Here is a 20,225-nt window from a genome sequence, read left to right as displayed (position 1 = left end):
GAATTCAAATCTACCAATGCGGCAAAGGGTAACCCATGGTAAACATAAAGTCAGGATCCAGCCAGCTTTCTATCATTTCATTTAAGGTTTCTGAACTTAGACGATGCTTTTTGCCTGTATCTTCTGAATAATATACCTGTAAAAAGTCCAGACTTCTATCTTCCCTAAAATTATAACACCTGATAATAAAGGACTCATAATCGAGCTCTTCAAGTTCTGTCAGAACTTTTCCCAGATCGTCGATTACAGTGATATAAAACATTACATTCAGCTTTACAACCACATAAAGACTATCTTCATGTAGTTGTAAAACTGAATGTAATTTGGTTTGGTTCTCAGATTCTCCTGATAACCACTGTTTCACAAGTACAAATTATTAAACGGTCAGGCAGCTGATTATAGCTCCTCATCCACCCGACCCATTGTTCTGTCTATTTCAATTTTTGCAGATAAATAATCGAATACGGCTTCAAGATAATTAGATTTGGCTGTTGTCAGTGCGAACTCGGCGTCCATCAGTTCAAGCCGCGAGGCCACACCCTTTTCATAACGGTACTTTGTGATTGAATAACTTAACTCTGCCGTTTCTGAAACATTTTGCTGCGTTTTAATCCTTTGAGACGCTTCATACAAACCGGCCACAACCTGTTTTACTTCGGTTTTTAACTGCTCCTGAGCATTCTGATAAATCATATCACTTTGCTGTCTTTCAATCTTACCCAAAGCAATTTTATTAACATTCTGCATACCGCTGAAAAGTGGAACGGCAACCTGGATTCCCGCGTAAAAAACAGGCGGCCAGCCAGCCTTATCAAAGCGAAAATTGTTTGTTTGTGTCACCAGCTGATACTGACTCACAAAACTAACAACCGGCAGCCGCGCAGATTTATAAAGATCAATTTGTTTGTCGTTAATTTCTTTGTTTAAACTTAATGTTTGAAAATCAGGGCGGCGCAAAATTGAAGTCCTTAATGTTCCGTTTTCTGTCGGAATTGAATCGGCAGGATTAAATTGCAGTGAGTCGGATAAGATATATTGCGTTTCAGCATCGCTGCCTATTAATATGCTCAATTGCTGCTGGCTGATTTGCAAAGCGTAAGTCAGTCTTAAAACATCCGGTTCCAGATTTCTAACTAAGGTATATGCACGCAATGTATCTACGCGAAGTGCACGGCCCTGAGCCAGAAGGGAACGCGAATCTGCCAGCGCTTTTTTGTTACGGAGGATACTTTCATTTTGCAACCTAAGCCGCTCACGCAGAACCAAAAGCTGTAGGTAATTCTGTTTTACCTGAGCGACCACATTCACTTCCCTTTCCTGGTAAGAAAGCCGGCTTTGTTTTTCAAGTAATTTCCTTCTTTGAATTTCATATTTAGCACCAGAGTTATATAGAGATTGCATGAGCGTAACCTGTGCTCCTGTAATTTCCTGCCCGCCAAAACGGCTGTAAGCAATCCCTTCGGAAGAGGGAGCGCTGTTTAATCCAAAAAAAACAGGCCGTTGAAAGTAACGCTGGAATTGCCCGGTCAGACTGACATTGGGTAAAAGAAAACCTTTTGTAATTTCAGTTTGCTGACGCGATCTTGAAATATTCAGAGAATCGATCCGCAGATCCCGATTGTTCGTTTTGGCTTGCTCAATTGCTTTTTGAAGAGAAAGCGATTGGTTTTGCGCAATGCTAATGTTTGACAGAAAGGTCAGTAAAACTGCCAGACTTAACATCCGGCTGTTTATTTTAAAAAATATCTTTTTCATGATTTGGGTGTTGGTTTTTTCAGACTTTCCAAGTCTTGAAGACTTGGAAAGTCTGTCTTTACGAACTAATTAATGATGGACCAATTCCTCTGCCGGATGATTACTTTCTTCTTTAGAATGAGGCTTCACCGCTCTTGAGAAATAAGAGTAAATCGCAGGAATTACATAAAGTGTCAGCACTCCGGCGAAAATCAACCCGCCTACCACGACTATTCCCAACGACTGGCGACTGCCTGAAGAAGTACCAAGCGACAATGCTATCGGTAACGTTCCGAAAATCATGGCCAGCGTTGTCATTAGGATCGGACGGAAACGGGACACGGCTGCAATTTTAGCGGCCTCAATAATGCTGTGTCCTTCTTCTTTGCTTTGGTTGGCAAACTCGACAATCAGGATACCATTTTTGGTAATTAACCCGATTAACATAATTATCCCGATTTGACTGAAAATGTTAATTGTTTGTTCTGTAAACCAAAGACTTAATAAAGCTCCCGTGAGTGCCATAGGCACTGTTAGTAAAATGATAAAAGGATCGATCAGACTTTCAAACTGGGCTGCGAGCACAAGGTAAATCAGAACAATTGCAAAAATGAAGGCAAAAACCAAGCTGTCACTGCTTTCTGAATAATCCCTGCTTTGACCTGCCAGCGCAGTACTAAACCCTTTTGGTAATTCTTTCGCTGTTATTTTATCCAGTTCCTTAATGGCCTCTCCCAAACTCACGCCTGCGGCAGGCGTTGCCGAAATGGTGGCACTGTAAGATTGATTGTACCGGTAAATCGCAGGCGGACTGATTCCTTCATTCAGTTTTGTGACGTTATCCAGGGATACCATTTCTCCGCTGCCGGATTTCAGGTAAAGCGACTTCAAATCATATGGCGCCGAACGATCTTCCCTGTCGAGCTGTCCAATAACTTCGTACTGACGGTCATTGTGAATAAAGTAACCGTATCTTCTGCTGCTTAACGCCAATTGTAAAGTTTGCCCGATAGCCTGAGTTGATATGCCGAGTTGGGCAGCACGCTGGCGATCAATGGAAATACTGATTTCCGGACGGTTTATTTTAAAATCTGCGTCAGCAAAATTCAGTTTTTTATTACCGCCAACCTGAGTCATCAGTTTTGGCATCACACTCATCAATTCCTTTAATCCGGGTGCCTGCACTACATATTGAACCGGCTGCGAATTTCCATAACCACCGATAGTTGGTGTTTGTACAGGAATAATCAGAACATTCCTAAACTGCCCGGAAGCTGCAACCAGTTTCATAAAGATCTGCTGCTGCGACAAGCCGCTTTTACGATCTTTGGGTTCTTTCAAAAATATCCATTGAAATCCGCCGTTCACCGGTTGGGCCAATGTTCCGCCCGCCGCAGCAATAGCGGTGTAAGTTCGTTCAGCATTAAGATCCGGGATAGAATCACTGATGTAATTGCCGATTTCCTTCATGCTGTGTTCCATACTTTCGTAGGAGGTTCCTTCCGGAGCCATCACAGCCAGACCAATCATCGAACGGTCTTCCAGTGGTGCCAGTTCAGAAGGCAGCTTTGGAGCAAGCCAGTATGCCATGCCAAATGAAACCGCAAGTAACACAAAACCCAGCCAGCGAACTTTCATAAATGCTGCCAGAGAACGTCCGTAAGCATTGTTTAGACCAACAAAATAAGGCTCTGTTTTTTTGTATAACCAACTATGTGATGTGCCCGGTTTGAGCAAATAAGCACTCATCATAGGTGTCAGTGTTAGTGCGACAAAGGCCGAAATTGTAACCGAACCTGCCACCACAATCGCAAATTCTTTAAACAACCGTCCGGTTAATCCGCCCAAAAATAAGATCGGAAGGAAAACTGCAACCAGCGTAATGGTTGTTGAGATTACAGCGAAATAAATCTCAGCAGAACCCTGGCGCGCTGCCATGATGGGCGACATACCCTGCTCTACTTTACTATAAATATTTTCGAGAACAATAATCGCATCATCCACCACCAGTCCGATCGCCAGGACTAGTCCAAGTAAGGTCAAAACGTTGATTGAAAATCCGGCGATGTACATGATAAAAAATGCCGAAACAATCGAAACAGGAATCGCGACGAGTGGAATAATTGTGCTTCGCCAATCTCGCAGGAAGATAAAAATGATCAGTGAAACCAGTCCGAAAGCAAGAAGTAACGTTTCTTCAACCTCCGACAATGAATTTCTGACAGGAACAGTGAAATCTTTTCCCAGAACAATTTCATAATCATTGGGAGCTGTTCTTTTAATCACCTCAAAACGTTTTTTAAATTCATCAACAATGGCAAGCGAATTAGCACCACGCTGCGGACTAACACCCGTTGCCACGCCATAGTTAGCTGTTTTTCCACTATAAATAATCATTGCAGTGCGTTCATTTTGTGAAGACATAATGGCTTCTCCAACATCTTTAAAACGAACAATCGCACCACCACTTTCCCGAAGGATCATATTGTTAAAATCATCTTCAGTAACCAGTCTCCCCTGTGTGCGTAGCGTAACTTCGGTGTTTTCCCCTTCAATACGCCCGCTCGGTAAATCCACATTTTCGCGCTGTAAAGCAGTTTGAATATCGGTTGGCGTCAGACTGTAAGCAGCCAGTTTCACAGGATCCATCCGCAGACGCATGGCACGTTTTCTACCTGCGTATGAATCAACCAAACGTACTCCTGAAATAGACTGCAGTTTCTCTTTGACATTGATATTGATAAAATCGGTAACATCTTCCAGACTTTTTGTTTTGCTCTGAACGGTCAGGAAAACCAGAAAATCAGCGGGTCCGGCTTTTTCAACGATGGTTGGTTCAATATCGGTTGGTAATTGCTGGCGCGATTTCGAAACTTTATCCCGGACATCATTGGCAGCCGCTTCCAGATCGGCGTTTAATTCAAATTCAACGGTAATAATACTAACCTGCTCTCTGGAAGTGGATGAAACTGAACGGATTCCGTTTGCTTCTGCAATGGCTTCCTCCAATGGTTTTGTTACCTGGGAAGCGATGATATCTGCGCTGGCTCCGGGATAAACGGTTGTCACCATCACGATGGGCGAATCCGTTACGGGATATTCACGTGTGCCCAGAAATGTATAACCTACAATCCCGAAAAGTATAAGCAGTACGGACATAACCCCGGCCAATACAGGCCGGGAAATGCTTGTTTGTGAAATAGAACTCATGTTTTTGTTAGCTATCAGCTGTTAGCAATTAGCTTCTTTTGGTAGATAGAAATGTAATTAAAAAAGATAAAGTGACTAGTGAAGTTTAACCAAACTTATTTGAGAATCAGGTGAAAGTCTCAGCATGTTGCTGGTAATCACAGTATCACCGCTGGCCAGTCCTTTGGTAACTTCAACCAGAGAAGCACCGCGCTGCCCAATTTCTATACTTTTAATTTCAGCCTTATTTCCATTTACCACATACACGCTGTAACCTTGCGAAGAGGGGATCAATGCCTGATTTGGCACCATCAAAGCACTACCGGATGTGTTTAAACGTATAGTCAAACGTGCACTCTGACCCGGCAGCAACTCATGGCTGGAATTACTTCCAATTGCACGCATTAGCAAAGTTCTTGTCTTGGGATCCAGGCTGGATTCATGCGCCACAATTCTGGCAGTATGGATTTTCACGTTGGATTCAACATAGTATTTAACTTCATCACCTGTTTTCAAAGTGTTGGCATGTTTTTCAGGAATGGCGAAGTCAATTTTCAAACGGCTGTTGTCGGTGAGCTGTGCCAGTGACGTTCCTGCCGAAACGTAAGCGCCGGAATATACATTTACAATGCCCAGATAACCGCTGAATGGTGCACGAATGTTTGTTTTGGCGATCATCACTTTCAGCTGCTCAATTTTGGATTGCAATACTTTCAGGTTTGTAAATGCCTGATCGTAATCCTGTTGCACTGCCGCTTCTCTGTCAACGAGATCTTTAAGTCTGCGCTCGTTGAGCGTTACAAGTTTTTCCTGCTGTTTGAGCTGTTCCAGTTCTGCCAGCAAATCGGCATCATCAAGTTTGAACAACAAAGCTCCGGCGTTTACAAATTTCCCCTCTTTGGCCTGTACCGAAATCACTTTTCGATTAAGCTCACTCATAATACTTACTTCCTGAAAAGCCATCAGCGTTCCGGAGACGGTCATTTCTTCACTCAAAGAACCTGATTTAATAATTTGTCCGTCAACAGGTATGCCGGCGGGTTTGTTTTCAGCAACGACTTTTTCCGGTGCAGTTCCTTTTGATGTATATCCTTTAAGAAATACGCTGCCAAGAACGAGCCCTGCAAGTATAAGCCCGGATACGATTTTTGTGGATTGAATTGTCTTTTCCATTTTTAGAAATATTTAAATATTTAAATGTTTGAATGTTTATAAATCTTGTTTGGCGGTTTTCAGGAATGTTAGCGCTCTTTGGCAGCGAGCACGTGTTTTACTGTTTTAAGAAATTAGGATACTTACGGTTACATTATTGATATATTGAAATGTATCAATATATTTGGGGAAATTTTTTAAATTTTCAAGCCGTTTAAAAAAGCAACGTACTCATCAAGAACGGTTTTGTTCAGTTTGTACTTAACCTGTCTGCCTTCTTTTTCCACCAAAATCAAGTCTGCGTCTGACAATTGTTTTACGTGATGTGAAATTGAAGGCTGCGATAAATCAACAAAATCGGATATTTCATGACAATACAAACAATTTTCCTTTTGGGCCAGCTGCTGCAGCATCGCAATCCGGCTGGGATCACTTAATGCTTTGGAAATTCTTTCCACTTTGCGGACATCCATGGTTTTAATATATTGATGAATATAAATGTATTAATATATTGAATCAGGAGGAATACATTTATGTGTTTAAAATAATTCCCTGATGTTGAAAAAGAATATTAATACATCAAGTAAAATATAAGTCACCAAACAAAAAAAGGGTCGCTCAACAAGCAACCCTTAAAACATAAAACACTACCTATCAATACGTTTCAACCAATTTTCCACTCTGATCAAAAATAACCTCCTGTTCTTTAGATAAAGTTTTTAATTCAACTTTATAAGAAAACTTCTTGTTGGATTCTATTTTTTCTACGTCATCAATGCGGTAACCTTTATAACTTTTGCTGATACTGGCAGCAACTTCCCCGGGCAATTCACTTGCTGTAATGTCCTGTTTGTGTTTCACAATGCCACCTGTGCTGTTTATCCAGGCCTCGTGGTCTTTGCGGCCAATCTCAAATTCTACTTTGTAAAGCTGGTTTTTGAGCTCCCATTCTACATCCATTGCTTTTGGAAACTTTTGTTTGAAATTATTCAGCACAATGGAAGGAACTTCGTCCTTGTGAATTTCCTGTGCAAAGGCCATTGCTGAATAAAATAAACTGCCGGCTAAAAATATGATCTTCTTCATGATTGTTAAATTTTGGTTTGATTAATAATTCTGATACAAATAGATTACAGGAAACCGGAAACAATTGGGAATTGATGGCTAATAGCCAGTGGCCCTTAGCTGTTAGCTATGGATAACTGGTAATTAACCAAGCCTTACTACTTCTTCGAGCGTGGTTCGTAGATAATGCGTGTCATGAAGCTCATGCCATTATTCTTAAAATTCGTAGGAATCCCGGTAACGAGTCCCAGTGCCAGCCTGGAATTAAGAATAAGTTTCATCTGCGGCCTGAAAACCAGGCTATTTACCTTATCTGTAAATTCATCGTTCATCTCGACTCCAACAAAATTTCCCGATGGCAACACATAATGTACACTCGCATTTACCTGATAAAATAATTCCCGTTTGACTTCTCCGGGAGTGAATTCCCACTCAGGTCCGGTATAAACCATGCTGTTGATACGGCTACCCCATTTTTTAGCAACAATCAAAAACGGACTCATCGTATTGCCTTTAAGCATTCCCCGCCCATGGTCAATGGAATAAAAAGAATGTGTCCGAAATTCATGCATATACCCCCCGGCCATCGACATTTGATGTTTCTCCGAAACCAGGAAGGTATACTGAGCTGCCAGTTTCAGGCCTTCTATTCTATTCCTGGGAATATCGGTTGCCTCGGACCCGTTTACAGTCCGGTAAAAGGCAAAGGGAACTTCAACTTCCAATCCCAGACGGTTCATGGGTGAAAATTCGTATTCAACAAAGGAGTGATTGATTGTATAATCTTTATGGCCTTCAATCCCATAGCCAACATTCCATTCTTTTTCACCTTTACGCGCTCCAAGGTCGCGGATCAAATCCATATAGAGTGGTTCGGCATGCCGGATTTTCAGAGGCCGTTTTGGTTGTATGCTATCGTTTTGCGCCAAAGATGGCAGGCTGACAAGCGAAAAGAGAAACAGGAAAATCATGTGTTTCATAACTTCTGACATTTTTTGATACAATGTTAGAAGTGAAAACCGGAAGGAATTGGGAAAAGGATTACGATTTAAGATTTATTTCGAAACCATGTCTACCATCAAACAAATACTGCATCTTAAACCCATACCGATCTGCAATCGCCTTTACTATGGCTAATCCCAGGCCGGTATTATTCTTGTCTGCAGACTCCTTAAAAAAACGGCGAAAAATTTTATTCTCGTCCAGAGCAACGGTACTTCCTGAATTAATGATTTTAAAATATCCCTCACCAATTTCTATATCAACATTCCCGGAAGTATGATTATGAACAATAGCGTTCTTTAATAAATTGGATATTAAAACCGAAGCCAGATCTTTCTGCATGATAACTTTCAGCTGTCCTTTTTCATAAATTGAAATTATAACATCCTTAAAGTCAGCAAAATCTGTAAATTCTTCTTTCAGATCATTAATAACCTGATTGATATTAATTTCTTCCGTTTCTTCAAACTGCCGGTTTTCAATTTTGGAAAGTAGCAGCAGCGATTTATTTAGTCTTTTTAATCTTTCGAGGTGCTGTATTACCTGCCCAACGGTTTCCAGACCGGATTCCGTCATTTCACTTTTTTCGGCCAGCAGTTCCAGCCGGTTGATACTGATAGCAATCGGCGTCTGAATTTCGTGTGACGCATTTTCGATAAATTGTTTCTGGCTGTTGTAGATTTCAAGCGTATGGTTAATCAGGGATATGACTGAATCGTTTAACACTTTAAATTCTTTCACATCAGTATCAACAGGTCCGATTGTCTGGTTCTTGCCAAGACGAAAGTTTTTAAGCTGGTCAAGCAAAGTGTAAAAGGGCTTCCACACTTTTTTGAGAAGAAAATTATTGACAATCAGTATACTTGCCAGCATGGCAATGTAGAGCCAGATCAATGAGTAAAAAAGATCTTCAATCAGATCATCCTCCTCCACCATCGAAGAAATTACCTTCAGCTCGTAATACCGGTCGTCTCTTTTGAAAGCGGTGGTCAATATCCGTACAGGTTCCAGATCTTCTTCAAATTGCATGTACATAAGTGTGTCCTTATGCACATCTTTCATTTGCAGTGCACTTTTCTCCGATATCTCCCTGATTTCATAGTTTCCTTCTGCAAATTCAGTTCTTGTTAATGTTGACGAGTCTTGATGCGCTTTTTCGATGATCAGTAATTTGTAATTATCCAGGCCGTCGTCCAGACTATCATATACCTCATCAAGCATGTTTACATAAAATATAACCGCCCAGACACTGATGATACCGAACAGTGCAAAGGCCAGATATTTTAATGTGTAATTGAGTAAATTCATCCCTGAACGAGTTTATATCCGATCCCGTAAACGGCGTGAATTTCCACAGTAGCCTGGTTGTCTTTCAGCTTTTTACGAAGGTTTTTGATTTGGGAATAAATAAATTCATAATCATCCGCTTCATCCATATGATCTCCCCAGACGTGCTCCGCCAATGAAGTTTTATTCACAAGCCGGTTTTTATTGACCAGCATATAGGTAAGTATGTCAAATTCCTTACGATTTAATAACAAAGGATTCTCGTTGATGAACAGCGTCCGTTCCTCAGGATCCAGTTTTACGTTACCGGCTTCAATAATATTTTTTCCGTGAAATGATTTTCTTCTTAATACCGATTTAACCCGCGCGGTAAGCTCAGCTATGTGAAAAGGTTTGGTCAGATAATCGTCTGCACCCAGATTAAGCCCTTTTAACTTATCATCCAGTGAATCCTTGGCCGAAATAATGATCACATTTTCTGATTTATCCAGGTTTTTTAGTTCCTGCAAAAGATCCAGACCATTTCCTCCGGGAAGCATAATATCCAGCAGTATACAGTCGTAATCGAAAGATATGATTTTATCCAGGGCTGATTTATAATCAATTGCCGTCTCTACCAGAAATTTTTCCATTTCCAGCGACTGCTGAATGACCTCCCTTAAATCCTGCTCGTCTTCAATAATCAGTAGTTTCATAGACGGTAAATTTAGGAATCAAAACCGGAAAGAAACTGGAAAAGAGAATTCATACTATTTTTTGCAATGGAATAGTTCTAGCGGGCACAATTATTTTATTCTGGTATGTAACTTTTCAACAAACCTACGTCTAACCATCATGGACATCTATCAAATAGCAACCGCATTCTGGGATCAAAGTTATAACAACTCAGGCCCTTCCAACCAGTACCCATCCGGTCCTGACGAAACACCGCCTTTCGACCCACGTCCTGAGGTGCCTGTCCCTAATGTTCCCGAAGAAAATCCGCCTTACGAAAAGGAACCGGAAACACCACCATATCAGCCTGAACCGGAACTTCCCCCGGTAGAACCCGTTATTCCCGAAACAGAACCATTGCCAGGCCCCGGACAGGAGCCTGAAATACCTGCATTCTTTTAATCATTGTTTTGAACAAACTTTGATTCATTAGTTACCGGTAGTATATCAAACTGAAAAGTGCCATAGAACTTAATAGTTCCGGTGATATCTCTTGCCTCCTGACGCAGGAGAAAGTCGTTAAAGATATTCACTATCACAATGGTGGGACTTCTACCTGTGTTGAGACTTATCTGGCAACGGACCTAACTCATCAAGTCAATTTTTCTTCCCTCCTTACTTACGTCTTTCCTTCTTCATAAGCGCCGAGCTGCAATCATTGCGAAGTGATATCAAAATAGTTTCACACTACTACAATTATAAAAACTACAAGAAATTACAAGATAAAGAAGCCGTTGTTCGAATTTTTGGTGAACTAAAACGACTGTGACAATAATTTATTTTAAATCGAAATAAATTTATTCAAATAATATGTAATGAAATTTCTACATTACCGCTATTATTACGCGTTCAACTTATCAGCCTCTAAAAATTTAAACATTACAGGGAAATGAAACGACTTCTATTACTTTGTTTCTTAATACTATCTTCTTTTGGCATTCAGGCCCAATCTTTCACAACACTTCCGGGAAAAATAGAAGCTGAAAACTATGACAGCATGGACGGCATTTCTACCGAATCTTCCGACGACACGGGAGGCGGATTAGACATCGGCTGGATTGGAGATGAAAAATGGATAGATTATCAGGTTAATATCCCATCGGCTGGCCTTTACACCTTCAAATTCAGAATTGCAAACGGATTTAGTGACAATGCAACTATTCAGTTGAAGGCCTCCAACGGTACTGTACTCGGACAAACCGGTCTTCAGCGCACAGGAGGCATGCAATCATGGCAAAATGCCAGTTTGGTAGCAACCCTCCCAGCAGGAAATCAAACTTTGAGAATTTTTGCAGAAAAAGGAATTTTTAGTCTGAACTGGTTTACCTGTTCCGCATCAAAAAACCTGACAGGTAAAATTGAGGCTGAGGATTTTGACCTTGCTTCCGATGTAAGGACAGAAAATACGAACGATGCAGATGGCGGTTTAACGGTGGGCTACATTGATGATGCCGATTGGATGGATTACAATGTAAATGTTACCTCTGCCGGAGAGCATACTTTCAACTTTCGGGTAGCCAATAGCTATGGCAATGGGATTTTTGAAATAAAAAATACAAACGGAGATATCCTTGGATTTGTAAATATTCCTAAAACCGGTGGATGGGAAAATTACGTAACTGTAAGCACTACAGTTACCTTGACAGCCGGAAACCAAAAAATTCGTCTTTTCGCAAACAAAGGCACTTTTAATTTTAACTGGTTTGAGGTAGCTCCGCCTGCCGCTCCTGTTGCTCCGGTCGTTTTACCAGGATATGCACTCTTACCGGGTAAAGTTGAGGCAGAAGACTTTTTTGAAAAATCCGGGGTTGATAGAGGGAATACGGAAGATACTGACGGCGGGCAGGAAATCGGCTGGATTGGAGACGGCAGCTGGATGGATTACCACGTTAGTACTGCACATACAGGTTTGTATACTTTCAAACTAAGAATCGCCAACGGGTTCAGCGACAATGCTTTACTGCAAATAAAAACAGCAGATGGTACCGTTGTCGGACAAACTGCCATACCAAGAACCGGTGGAATGCAAAGCTGGAAAACAGTAAATTTGATTGCTTCTCTCCCGGCTGGGAATCAAACGCTGAGGGTATTCGCCGAAAAGGGAATTTTTAGTTTAAACTGGTTTGAAGCAGTTTCTCCAAAGTCGCTGCCCGGAAAAATTGAGGCTGAAAATTTTGACATCACTACCGATGTCCGTACCGAAACTACGGAAGACACCGGCGGCGGTCTGAATGTAAATTATATCGATGACGAAGACTGGATGGACTACAATGTTACCGTTGCCTCAGCCGGAATTCACACTTTTCATTTCCGTGTGGCAAACAGTTATGGAAACGGTGTAATTGAGATAAAAAATGCGGCCGGAGAAATCCTGGGACAGGCAAATGTACCGAGAACCGGCGGATGGCAAAATTATGTAACAATCAATACAGCGGCTGTTCTTCCTGCCGGAGATCAGGTTATCAGAATTTTTGCGAGAAAAGGCACTTTCAATTTCAACTGGTTTGAGGTGACAGAAGGTGGTACGATTGCCGGTCCGGTTCAGTCAGTAATCAGCTTTGGTGAACTGTCTGCAAGAAAAGTTGGTGATCCTGCTTTTGACCTGTCGGCAACCAGCAACAATTCTGAAAGTCCGGTCACCTTTACTTCCTCCAATCCAGCCATTGTTACGGTTTCAAATCAAAACGGAATTTGGAAAGCAACCGCAGTTTCGGAAGGATCCGCGACGATCACTGCTCAGCAGGCGGGCAACAGCACATTTGCATCAGCAGAAAGTGTAACCAGAACACAGGTTATCCAGGCTGCATCAACGGTACCGTCCAATCCTTCAACAGCTGCCAAAATAACCATAGATCCTAAACGCTGGTATCAGCTGACCAATGCAACGAGCGGACTGGAACCTCTTTTCGACGGCGAAACGCAGGTTAGTCTTCAGACCGGCTGGGGTAAAGTAATCAACGATTACGATGCTTATTATCCTTTATTGGACGGAGAAGAAATGACGATCGAAAGTCTGAAATTCTTTGATTTAATGGGATCTACGCAGGATAATCCAGCAACGCTTTCGATCATCAACGACCAGTGGGAACGCATTCAGATTGCTACTTTCACCGGCTCAACATATGGCAGATGGGTTGGCCCTTATCCGGAAAGAAATCTACCGGAAGATGGAAATGCAGAATTCAAACTTGATGCCCCTGTTGGCAATATTCGCTATCTGGTGCTGAGCGTGAGAGGTATCATGCCAACCGAAATGCAAATATTTGGAACCCATACACCAGCAACCCAAACTGTGACTCCGGTTCCTGCAAAAGCGGTTAAACTCGGCGACATGTTTGGTGTAAACGGTTATGAATGGAATTTCCAGCATGGCGCAACACCCTGGCAAAATGATGAGGCGATGTTTAGTGTTGCCAAAAGTTTTACCGGAGTGAGACATTATATGGACTGGGACAAGCTTGAATCTCATGAAGGCGTTTATTCCTATAATCCGACGCTGGCAGGCGGCTGGCATTATGACCTGATGTATGAGCGCCTTAAGCAGGAAGGAATTGATGTACTGGCTTGTATCAAAACACAGCCAACATGGATGCAGGAGACTTATCCTCAGGGGGAGCGTGACAGTGAATTTGTTCCGGTTCGTTATGGGAAAAGTTTTGCAGATCCGCTTTCTTATATTGAACAGGCTCGCCTTGCATTTCAGTTTACTGCACGTTACGGAAGAAATACTGGTGTAAATCCTGCGTTGCTAAGTGTGCACAGTACGCCAAGATGGCCGGGTGATAATCCTAACACGGTTAAAATTGGTCTTGATCTTGTAAAGTATATTGAATGCGATAACGAGCGTGACAAATGGTGGAAGGGCCGTATGGGATATCAAACTGCCCGTGAATATGCAGCCAATTTATCTGCTTTTTATGATGGTCATAAAAATTCAATGGGTCCGGCAATTGGTGTAAAAAATGCAGATCCTTCTATGAAAGTCGTTATTGCAGGATTGGTTACCGGCCCGGATTATATCAAAGGAATGGTGGATTGGTGCAAAGAATATCGTGGTTACAATCCGGACGGCACTGTAAACCTATGCTGGGATGTAATTAACTTCCATTTGTATACAGACAATACGTCATCTGCGCAAAGCGGTACGTCAACCCGCGGCATGGCAGCCGAAATGACACCGGCTGACGCGATTGTAAAAGATTTTGTAAAAACTGCACATGAAATATGCTACGACATGCCGGTTTGGATTACAGAAACCGGATTTGACGTGCACCAGGACAGTCCGATTAAAGCTATCCCGATTGGGAATAAATCTGCTTTGGAAACACAGGGAGACTGGATTTTAAGAACCTCGCTTTTTTCTGCAAGACTTGGAATTGACAAAGTTTTCTTTTACCAAATGTATGATGATAATTCCGGCGGAGGCATGTTCGGTTCATCGGGGTTGCTCAACTCCAATCAAACCCGTCGTCCGGCTGCCGATTATCTTTTACAGGTCAATAAAGTATTCGGTGAATATCGTTACAAAGAAACCATCAACGGTGATCCGATTGTGGACAGATACGAACTTGATGGGAAATCAGTGTTTATTCTGACCGTTCCGGATGAAACCGGAAGAACGGCAAATTATTCAGTAAACCTGGGAGGAACAGGAATTGCCCGAATTTACCGGCCGGTAGCAGGAAGTGATAATATGAGCATGGAAGAACTTCCGTTGGTAGACGGGCGCGTAACAGTGACGGCTACGGAAACGCCCATGTTTGTAATGAAAGCTTCCACCTCCAATGCACGGACTGCCGCTGCTGAGATCGCTCCGCCACTTCTAGATACAGAGGAAACTAAACCTTTACATCATGCAGTAGAGGTTTATCCAAACCCAACGGCCGACTATCTGACGATTGATTTGTCAAACATATCCACTGCTGATGTTGAAGTAAAAATCTTTGATGCACAAATAGGAAGACTTCACAAACAGGAAAGAATTCAGAAGTCAGGTGATGCACTTGTGAAAAAAATCAACCTGTCGGCTCTTCCTACCGGTGTTTATATCATTGAAGTTAAACAGGGAAATGACCGCGCTTTCAGAAAGGTTGTTAAAGGATTGTAATCTATGTAAAAGCCGCAGGAATTGAGTTTCTGCGGCTTTTAGTTTATTTTTCTATCGAATCCATGTAGGCTTCTCCACGCGGAGAGAGCGTATAACCCGGCTCATGACTGATTGTAAGTCCCAGACTTTTCAGTTTACGAACATTCAGTTTCAGCCATTCTTTTTCCTTTTTTGCTTTTACAGCCAAGTCAGCTGCTTTCATTTTAGGGTTTTCACGAATAACCTGAAGTGTTTTGGTTGTCCACTTTCCTATTTTACTGTATTTATCCAGAATTTCAAGTTCACTTTTCAGGCCTTCGAGTTCACCTTCTTCAAACTGAAATCTTTCCCGCAGCTCAATCCGGGGATCTTCCGAATCAAAGACGACCCCTATCCTGTAAATAGCACCTTCCTTTTGTTCTTCCAAAAGCTGAACCAGTGAAGATGCATTTTTGAATCCTGCCTTTTCAGCTTCTTCGTCACTTATATTTTGAAGAGCAATTTCTTCAACTGAAACAATTTTAATATTTCCTACACTCGTCTTGATCAGGTTTCCTTCACTAACTGTAAGCTTTTTCCATTTTCGAAAAGCCAGCGAGATTTTACCGGATTTTATTCCTTCAAGATGTTTTTGTTTAAATAACATGGTAACCAGTTCTATAATTTCCTGCAAAGATACGACTTCCTGTGAGAGTGGGTAATCAATAAATTTCAGCTCAACGGTAAGCACCAATGCGAGCCTCGAAATGTAACCTCAAAATTGGAACAAGCTCAAATTTATATTGAATTAATTGCGGCTGTTCTTTTACCCATAGCAAGCCGTGCAACATTAAATTTATCACGATATTCCTTGGGAGTTAATCCTGCACTTTTTTTAAACAGCTGCCGGAAAGACTTAAGATCATTATAGCCAGAATTCAGCATCACTTCCAGCACACTCTGATCGGTTTGTTCAAGCAGTTTTTTCGCGGCTTCAATTCTGGTTTTCTGAAGATATTCTATTGGTGTAACACCCGTAGCCTGTTTAAAACGGCGCACCACATTTCTTCTGCTGGCCGGAATATCCTGAATTAGCTTTTCGATTGTACTTCCTTCCTGATACTCCTTTTCAATTCTTTTCTGAGCCAGGTTAACCAGTCCGTCCCCATGATCCTGGGCAGGTTCAAAAGTTCCAAAGTAGGATTGCTGATTACGATCGACGTCAATGGCAAACATTTTCGCAATTCTCAAGGCCATTTCTTTTCCGCAGTAATTCCGGATGAGATATAACATCAAATGAAAACTGCTTGTAGCGCCGCCGCTGGTATACAGCCTTTCATCGTCAGTAACAACTGAATCGGCTTTTAACAAAACGTGCGGAAAAGCAGATGCAAACGGTATCGTTGCATTAATATGGGTCGTAGCCGTTTTTCCGTTTAATAACCCTGTTGCTGCGAGTAGAAAAGCACCCGTACAAAAACTGGCTATTTCGGCTCCTCTCAGATACTGTTTTTCTAACCAGGGCATAAAAGCTGCATTTTCAATAACAGCCTGAAAAATATCCTCCGACGAGAATGCCGGAATAAATATCAGATCCGGATCAACAGCATCGTTAAAGTTCTTGAATTTATGGCTACCGTAGGATGAAATGTATTCTACCTCCTGGTCGTAAAGATTAATTTCGAAAAATGGCTGTTCCCCATCGATTTCATAAAAGCGATTTACCGATTCGAAAACATCCAGAATTGCTGCTACACTAAGCAAACGATGTTTCCTGGTGATTAATAAAGCCAGCTTTACCATACTTCCTGAAAGTATAATTTTATATTCCTAATCTTTAAAATACAATTCGAAAGAAATCCCAAGTTAATATTTTGTCCCGAATACCCCATATTTTTGACTGCCCATACCCTTATATTTTTTCAGCGACTTACTTATTTTTGGACTGTAAAACTTGCCGTTAAATATGAAACTGATTCCTTATCTGTATTTTGAAGGAAACTGCGAAGAAGCAATTGATTATTACCGTGTAATTTTCGAGGGAAATGTTCCCTACAAAGATTTCTATGGCTCTGCTCCAATGGAAGTTCCGGAAATATATAAATACAAAATATTGCATTGTCAGCTCGATTTTGGAAACAACAGCATCATGGCCTGCGACACTTTTCCAGGCGGGAAAATAAATAACGGTAACGGAATTGTTTTGTCTGTTGGTTTTGAAAATGAAGACCGGGCGACCAACATATTTAACAACCTGGCAGTAGGTGGAAGGGTGACGATGCCATTTGAAAAACAGTTTTGGGGAGCCTATCTTGGACAAGTTACCGACCGTTTTGGTAAAATCTGGATGATCAGCACCAATCTTGACTCCTAAAAAAACCTCATTTGTTCTTACATTCAATTCTAATTCAAAGCGAAAATCTTATCAATTAATGGATGCAGTTTTTAAAAAGCTAAATTTCAAAGGTCAGAAAAAGATTCTGGTACTTAATTCTCCTGAAAGTTTCAGCGTCAATCTGGATAGCGTCCGTGAAGAAACTGAAATTGAAACGGACCTGGGTAACGAAGTTGAATTTGCTGTGTTATTTGTACAAAAGCAGTCGGAAATTGACAATTTAATACCGGACATCGCACCGCTGCTAAAAGGAGATGCGATTTTATGGATGTGTTATCCGAAAGGTACATCAAAAAAATATAACTGCGATTTCAACCGGGATACAGGCTGGGCGATTATGGGCAACTATGAGCTTGAACCTGTGCGAATGGTAGCTATTGATGAGGACTGGAGCGCGCTTCGTTTCAAAAAAGTCGATTTTATTAAAACAATGAAAAGAAACTCACTCGGTGCACTGTCAGAAAAAGGCAAAGCAAAAGCCGGGCAAAACTGATCCGGTCTGAATGACGAAGTCAGGCTGAACAGAAAGTCCCCGGCACCTCACCAACTACGCGTTGAGCCCGGCTCCGCCGTTCAGACCGCTGCCCGCCCGCCAATGGCATGACTTTATTGATCACAAAATCAGATCAATAAGTTACCCAATGAGATTTTCAATTCGTTTCTCTATCCTCATCATCACCGTTTATCTTGTCGGTTGTAAACCCGTTCCCGTTTCACACTGGTTTCCGGTAACGCCACAGGAGTATTATGAGAAGGAATTATACAAAGATAAACTGGAAAAAACCCAGGCAGGTCAAACCTGGTTTAGAGTAAGCAAGTCCGTTTTAAATGATTCATTATTTTCGGTCGCGCCTTATCAGGAAAGATTTTTTTTGGGTGACTCCACGCCTGCACAAGCTATCAGGTTAAAAATACCGGAGGGACGAAAGCTTACCATCACACCTTTGCGGAATGAAAACGATACCTCTTCCAGACTTTTTGTAGAGCTATATAAAATCAAATCAAACGGTAAACCACAACGAATTGATTATCTCAATAATGGTGCGCAGACGATTTCTTATACCAATCATGAAGGCGATACCTTGCTTTTACGCTTACAAACCGGCCTCAATGAGAGACTTGTCGTTTCGCTTTCACTCACCACTCTTCCCAGTTTATCATTTCCGGTAGCAGGTCATGGTATGAATAGCGTCATTAGTGTATGGGGTGCAGAGCGTGACCGTGGCGCCCGTTCTCATGAAGGAATCGATATCAGCGCAAAACGCGGAACGCCGGTAGTTGCTGCACAAAACGGATTTATTACACAAACAGGTACCAACAATCTTGGTGGCAAAATCGTGTTTTTATCTGCAAGCGGCAGTCCTTATTCATTATATTATGCACATTTGGATAGTCAGCTGGTGTCAGTTGGAGCACGGGTTGTGACAGGAGATACACTTGGACTTGTTGGCAATACAGGAAACGCCATCACTACCTCTCCCCATTTGCACTTTGGTATTTATGCGAGAGGTTCAGGAGCCGTTAATCCTCTTCCGTTTATCAACGACCGCAAGGAAAAAATTCCCGGATTGCCGGAGCAATCGCGTTGGCTTGGAGATACAGTCAGAATCCGTAAAAAGGCAAATCTATTCTCTTCCGCTTTATTTCTGCCATCAGGACAAATTGCAACATTACCACAAAATACCCTGGTAAAACTGATCGGAGAAATGGCAAAAGGCTACCGTGTGGAGTTGGAAGACGGAACCAAAGGTTACATTCCAACCGTTCCGCTGGCTAACCCCGGCCGGCAGGTTTCCGGTTTGAAGTAATCGCAAGGATCAGTACAAATTGGAAAATCTGCGAAATTTCTCTTCATTGCAACTACATGCTTTTAATCAATTAACATTTTAATGAAAAATTTCAGCAGCCAGGATATTCAGGAATTAAGTAAATATTACAGAGCCAATCTGATCAATTCCGTAACCGGATATAAACCGGCAAACCTGATTGGAACAAAATCGGCGGATGGAAAAACAAACCTTGCCGTATTTAGTTCTGTGGTACACCTGGGCGCAAATCCGGCTTTAATCGGTATGATCGTCAGACCTGCTTCCGTGCCGCGCCATACCTATGAAAATATTCTGGAGACAGGTTTTTATACCATCAATCACATTCATGAAGCATTTGTAGAGCAGGCTCATTTTACCTCTGCCAACTTTGATAAAACAGATTCTGAATTTGATGCGGTTAAACTAACTGCTGAATATATCTCAGATTTCCATGCTCCGTTTGTACAGGAAAGCAAAGTGAAGATAGGTATGAAGTTCCTGCAGGAAATGCCTATTGAGCTCAACGGTACGATCATGATTATCGGGCAAATAGAATACCTCATTCTGCCGGGGGAAATTATAGCCGAAGACGGAAACGTAGATCTGTCAGCTGTGAAAGATGTTTGCGTGAGCGGGCTGGAATCTTACAGTCAGGTCGGCAAGCTTGCGAAGTTTGAATATGCACGTGTCAGAAATTTGCCGGAGTTTAATTAAAATCTCTGATTGCTTTCTATCTATCGGAAAATTTTTCTCCTGGTCGTGTCTCCTTTTTAAAGGTGTTGCTGTCTTACTCCCGACATTGTTTTGATGTTCG

The 20,225-nt window shown here is 41.8% G+C and carries 17 protein-coding genes; 6 read left to right on the top strand and 11 right to left on the bottom strand.

Annotated elements, in window-relative coordinates; all coding sequences use genetic code 11:
* Positions 1-10 precede the first annotated feature (10 nt).
* The 9 genes from E0F88_RS21110 to E0F88_RS21070 form a co-directional block, all read right to left on the bottom strand.
* Positions 11-364: a hypothetical protein gene (locus E0F88_RS21110; protein WP_131960267.1), complete on the bottom strand. Its 354-nt coding sequence runs from the start codon at positions 362-364 to the stop codon at positions 11-13.
* Positions 365-396: 32 nt separating this feature from the next.
* Positions 397-1,755 (bottom strand): TolC family protein, encoded by a 1,359-nt coding sequence (locus tag E0F88_RS21105; protein ID WP_131960266.1) that lies wholly within the window; start codon positions 1,753-1,755, stop codon positions 397-399.
* Positions 1,756-1,824: 69 nt separating this feature from the next.
* Positions 1,825-4,944: an efflux RND transporter permease subunit gene (locus E0F88_RS21100; protein ID WP_131960265.1), complete on the bottom strand. Its 3,120-nt coding sequence runs from the start codon at positions 4,942-4,944 to the stop codon at positions 1,825-1,827.
* 75 nt (positions 4,945-5,019) lie between these two features.
* On the bottom strand, positions 5,020-6,096 hold the full coding sequence (locus tag E0F88_RS21095; RefSeq protein WP_131960264.1) for an efflux RND transporter periplasmic adaptor subunit: 1,077 nt from the start codon (positions 6,094-6,096) through the stop codon (positions 5,020-5,022).
* Positions 6,097-6,272: 176 nt separating this feature from the next.
* Positions 6,273-6,548: an ArsR/SmtB family transcription factor gene (locus tag E0F88_RS21090; protein WP_131960263.1), complete on the bottom strand. Its 276-nt coding sequence runs from the start codon at positions 6,546-6,548 to the stop codon at positions 6,273-6,275.
* A gap of 181 nt (positions 6,549-6,729) precedes the next feature.
* Positions 6,730-7,161, bottom strand: a complete 432-nt coding sequence (locus E0F88_RS21085; protein ID WP_131960262.1) for a PepSY-like domain-containing protein — start codon at positions 7,159-7,161, stop codon at positions 6,730-6,732.
* Positions 7,162-7,298: 137 nt separating this feature from the next.
* Positions 7,299-8,120 (bottom strand): HAEPLYID family protein, encoded by an 822-nt coding sequence (locus tag E0F88_RS21080; protein ID WP_131960261.1) that lies wholly within the window; start codon positions 8,118-8,120, stop codon positions 7,299-7,301.
* A gap of 61 nt (positions 8,121-8,181) precedes the next feature.
* Positions 8,182-9,450 (bottom strand): sensor histidine kinase, encoded by a 1,269-nt coding sequence (locus E0F88_RS21075; protein ID WP_131960260.1) that lies wholly within the window; start codon positions 9,448-9,450, stop codon positions 8,182-8,184.
* A complete protein-coding gene (locus E0F88_RS21070; protein WP_131960259.1) occupies positions 9,447-10,124 on the bottom strand; it encodes a response regulator transcription factor in 678 nt (225 codons plus the stop codon). The genes E0F88_RS21075 and E0F88_RS21070 overlap by 4 nt, the downstream gene beginning before the upstream one ends.
* A gap of 139 nt (positions 10,125-10,263) precedes the next feature.
* Between E0F88_RS21070 and E0F88_RS21065 the strand changes: the two genes are divergently transcribed.
* Both E0F88_RS21065 and E0F88_RS21060 read left to right on the top strand, forming a co-directional pair.
* Positions 10,264-10,545, top strand: coding sequence for a filamentous hemagglutinin (locus tag E0F88_RS21065; RefSeq protein ID WP_131960258.1), 282 nt, complete (start codon positions 10,264-10,266; stop codon positions 10,543-10,545).
* A gap of 487 nt (positions 10,546-11,032) precedes the next feature.
* Positions 11,033-15,250, top strand: a complete 4,218-nt coding sequence (locus E0F88_RS21060) for a carbohydrate-binding protein (protein WP_131960257.1) — start codon at positions 11,033-11,035, stop codon at positions 15,248-15,250.
* A 43-nt stretch (positions 15,251-15,293) separates the two neighbouring features.
* Here E0F88_RS21060 and E0F88_RS21055 read toward each other — a convergent pair whose 3' ends face one another.
* Both E0F88_RS21055 and E0F88_RS21050 read right to left on the bottom strand, forming a co-directional pair.
* Entirely contained in the window at positions 15,294-15,875 is a 582-nt protein-coding gene (locus E0F88_RS21055) for an ASCH domain-containing protein (protein ID WP_131960256.1), read from the bottom strand.
* Between the two features lie 131 nt (positions 15,876-16,006).
* Positions 16,007-17,011 carry a GlxA family transcriptional regulator gene (locus E0F88_RS21050; RefSeq protein WP_131960255.1) on the bottom strand — a complete coding sequence of 335 codons (1,005 nt, stop codon included), beginning with the start codon at positions 17,009-17,011 and terminating at the stop codon, positions 16,007-16,009.
* A 163-nt stretch (positions 17,012-17,174) separates the two neighbouring features.
* Here E0F88_RS21050 and E0F88_RS21045 point away from each other — a divergent pair, with 163 nt between their 5' ends.
* The 4 genes from E0F88_RS21045 (at position 17,175) to E0F88_RS21030 (ending at position 20,125) form a co-directional block, all read left to right on the top strand.
* Entirely contained in the window at positions 17,175-17,582 is a 408-nt protein-coding gene (locus E0F88_RS21045) for a VOC family protein (protein WP_131960254.1), read from the top strand.
* A 58-nt stretch (positions 17,583-17,640) separates the two neighbouring features.
* Positions 17,641-18,096, top strand: coding sequence for a hypothetical protein (locus E0F88_RS21040; RefSeq protein WP_131960253.1), 456 nt, complete (start codon positions 17,641-17,643; stop codon positions 18,094-18,096).
* 148 nt (positions 18,097-18,244) lie between these two features.
* A complete protein-coding gene (locus E0F88_RS21035) occupies positions 18,245-19,411 on the top strand; it encodes a peptidoglycan DD-metalloendopeptidase family protein (protein WP_131960252.1) in 1,167 nt (388 codons plus the stop codon).
* Between the two features lie 81 nt (positions 19,412-19,492).
* A complete protein-coding gene (locus E0F88_RS21030; RefSeq protein ID WP_131960251.1) occupies positions 19,493-20,125 on the top strand; it encodes a flavin reductase family protein in 633 nt (210 codons plus the stop codon).
* Positions 20,126-20,225 lie beyond the last annotated feature (100 nt).

The sequence above is a fragment of the Dyadobacter psychrotolerans genome (assembly GCF_004349265.1).
GTDB lineage: Bacteria > Bacteroidota > Bacteroidia > Cytophagales > Spirosomataceae > Dyadobacter > Dyadobacter psychrotolerans.
The sequence above is the reverse complement of the archived record's forward strand: the minus strand, read 5'-3'. Positions and strand labels throughout refer to the sequence as shown.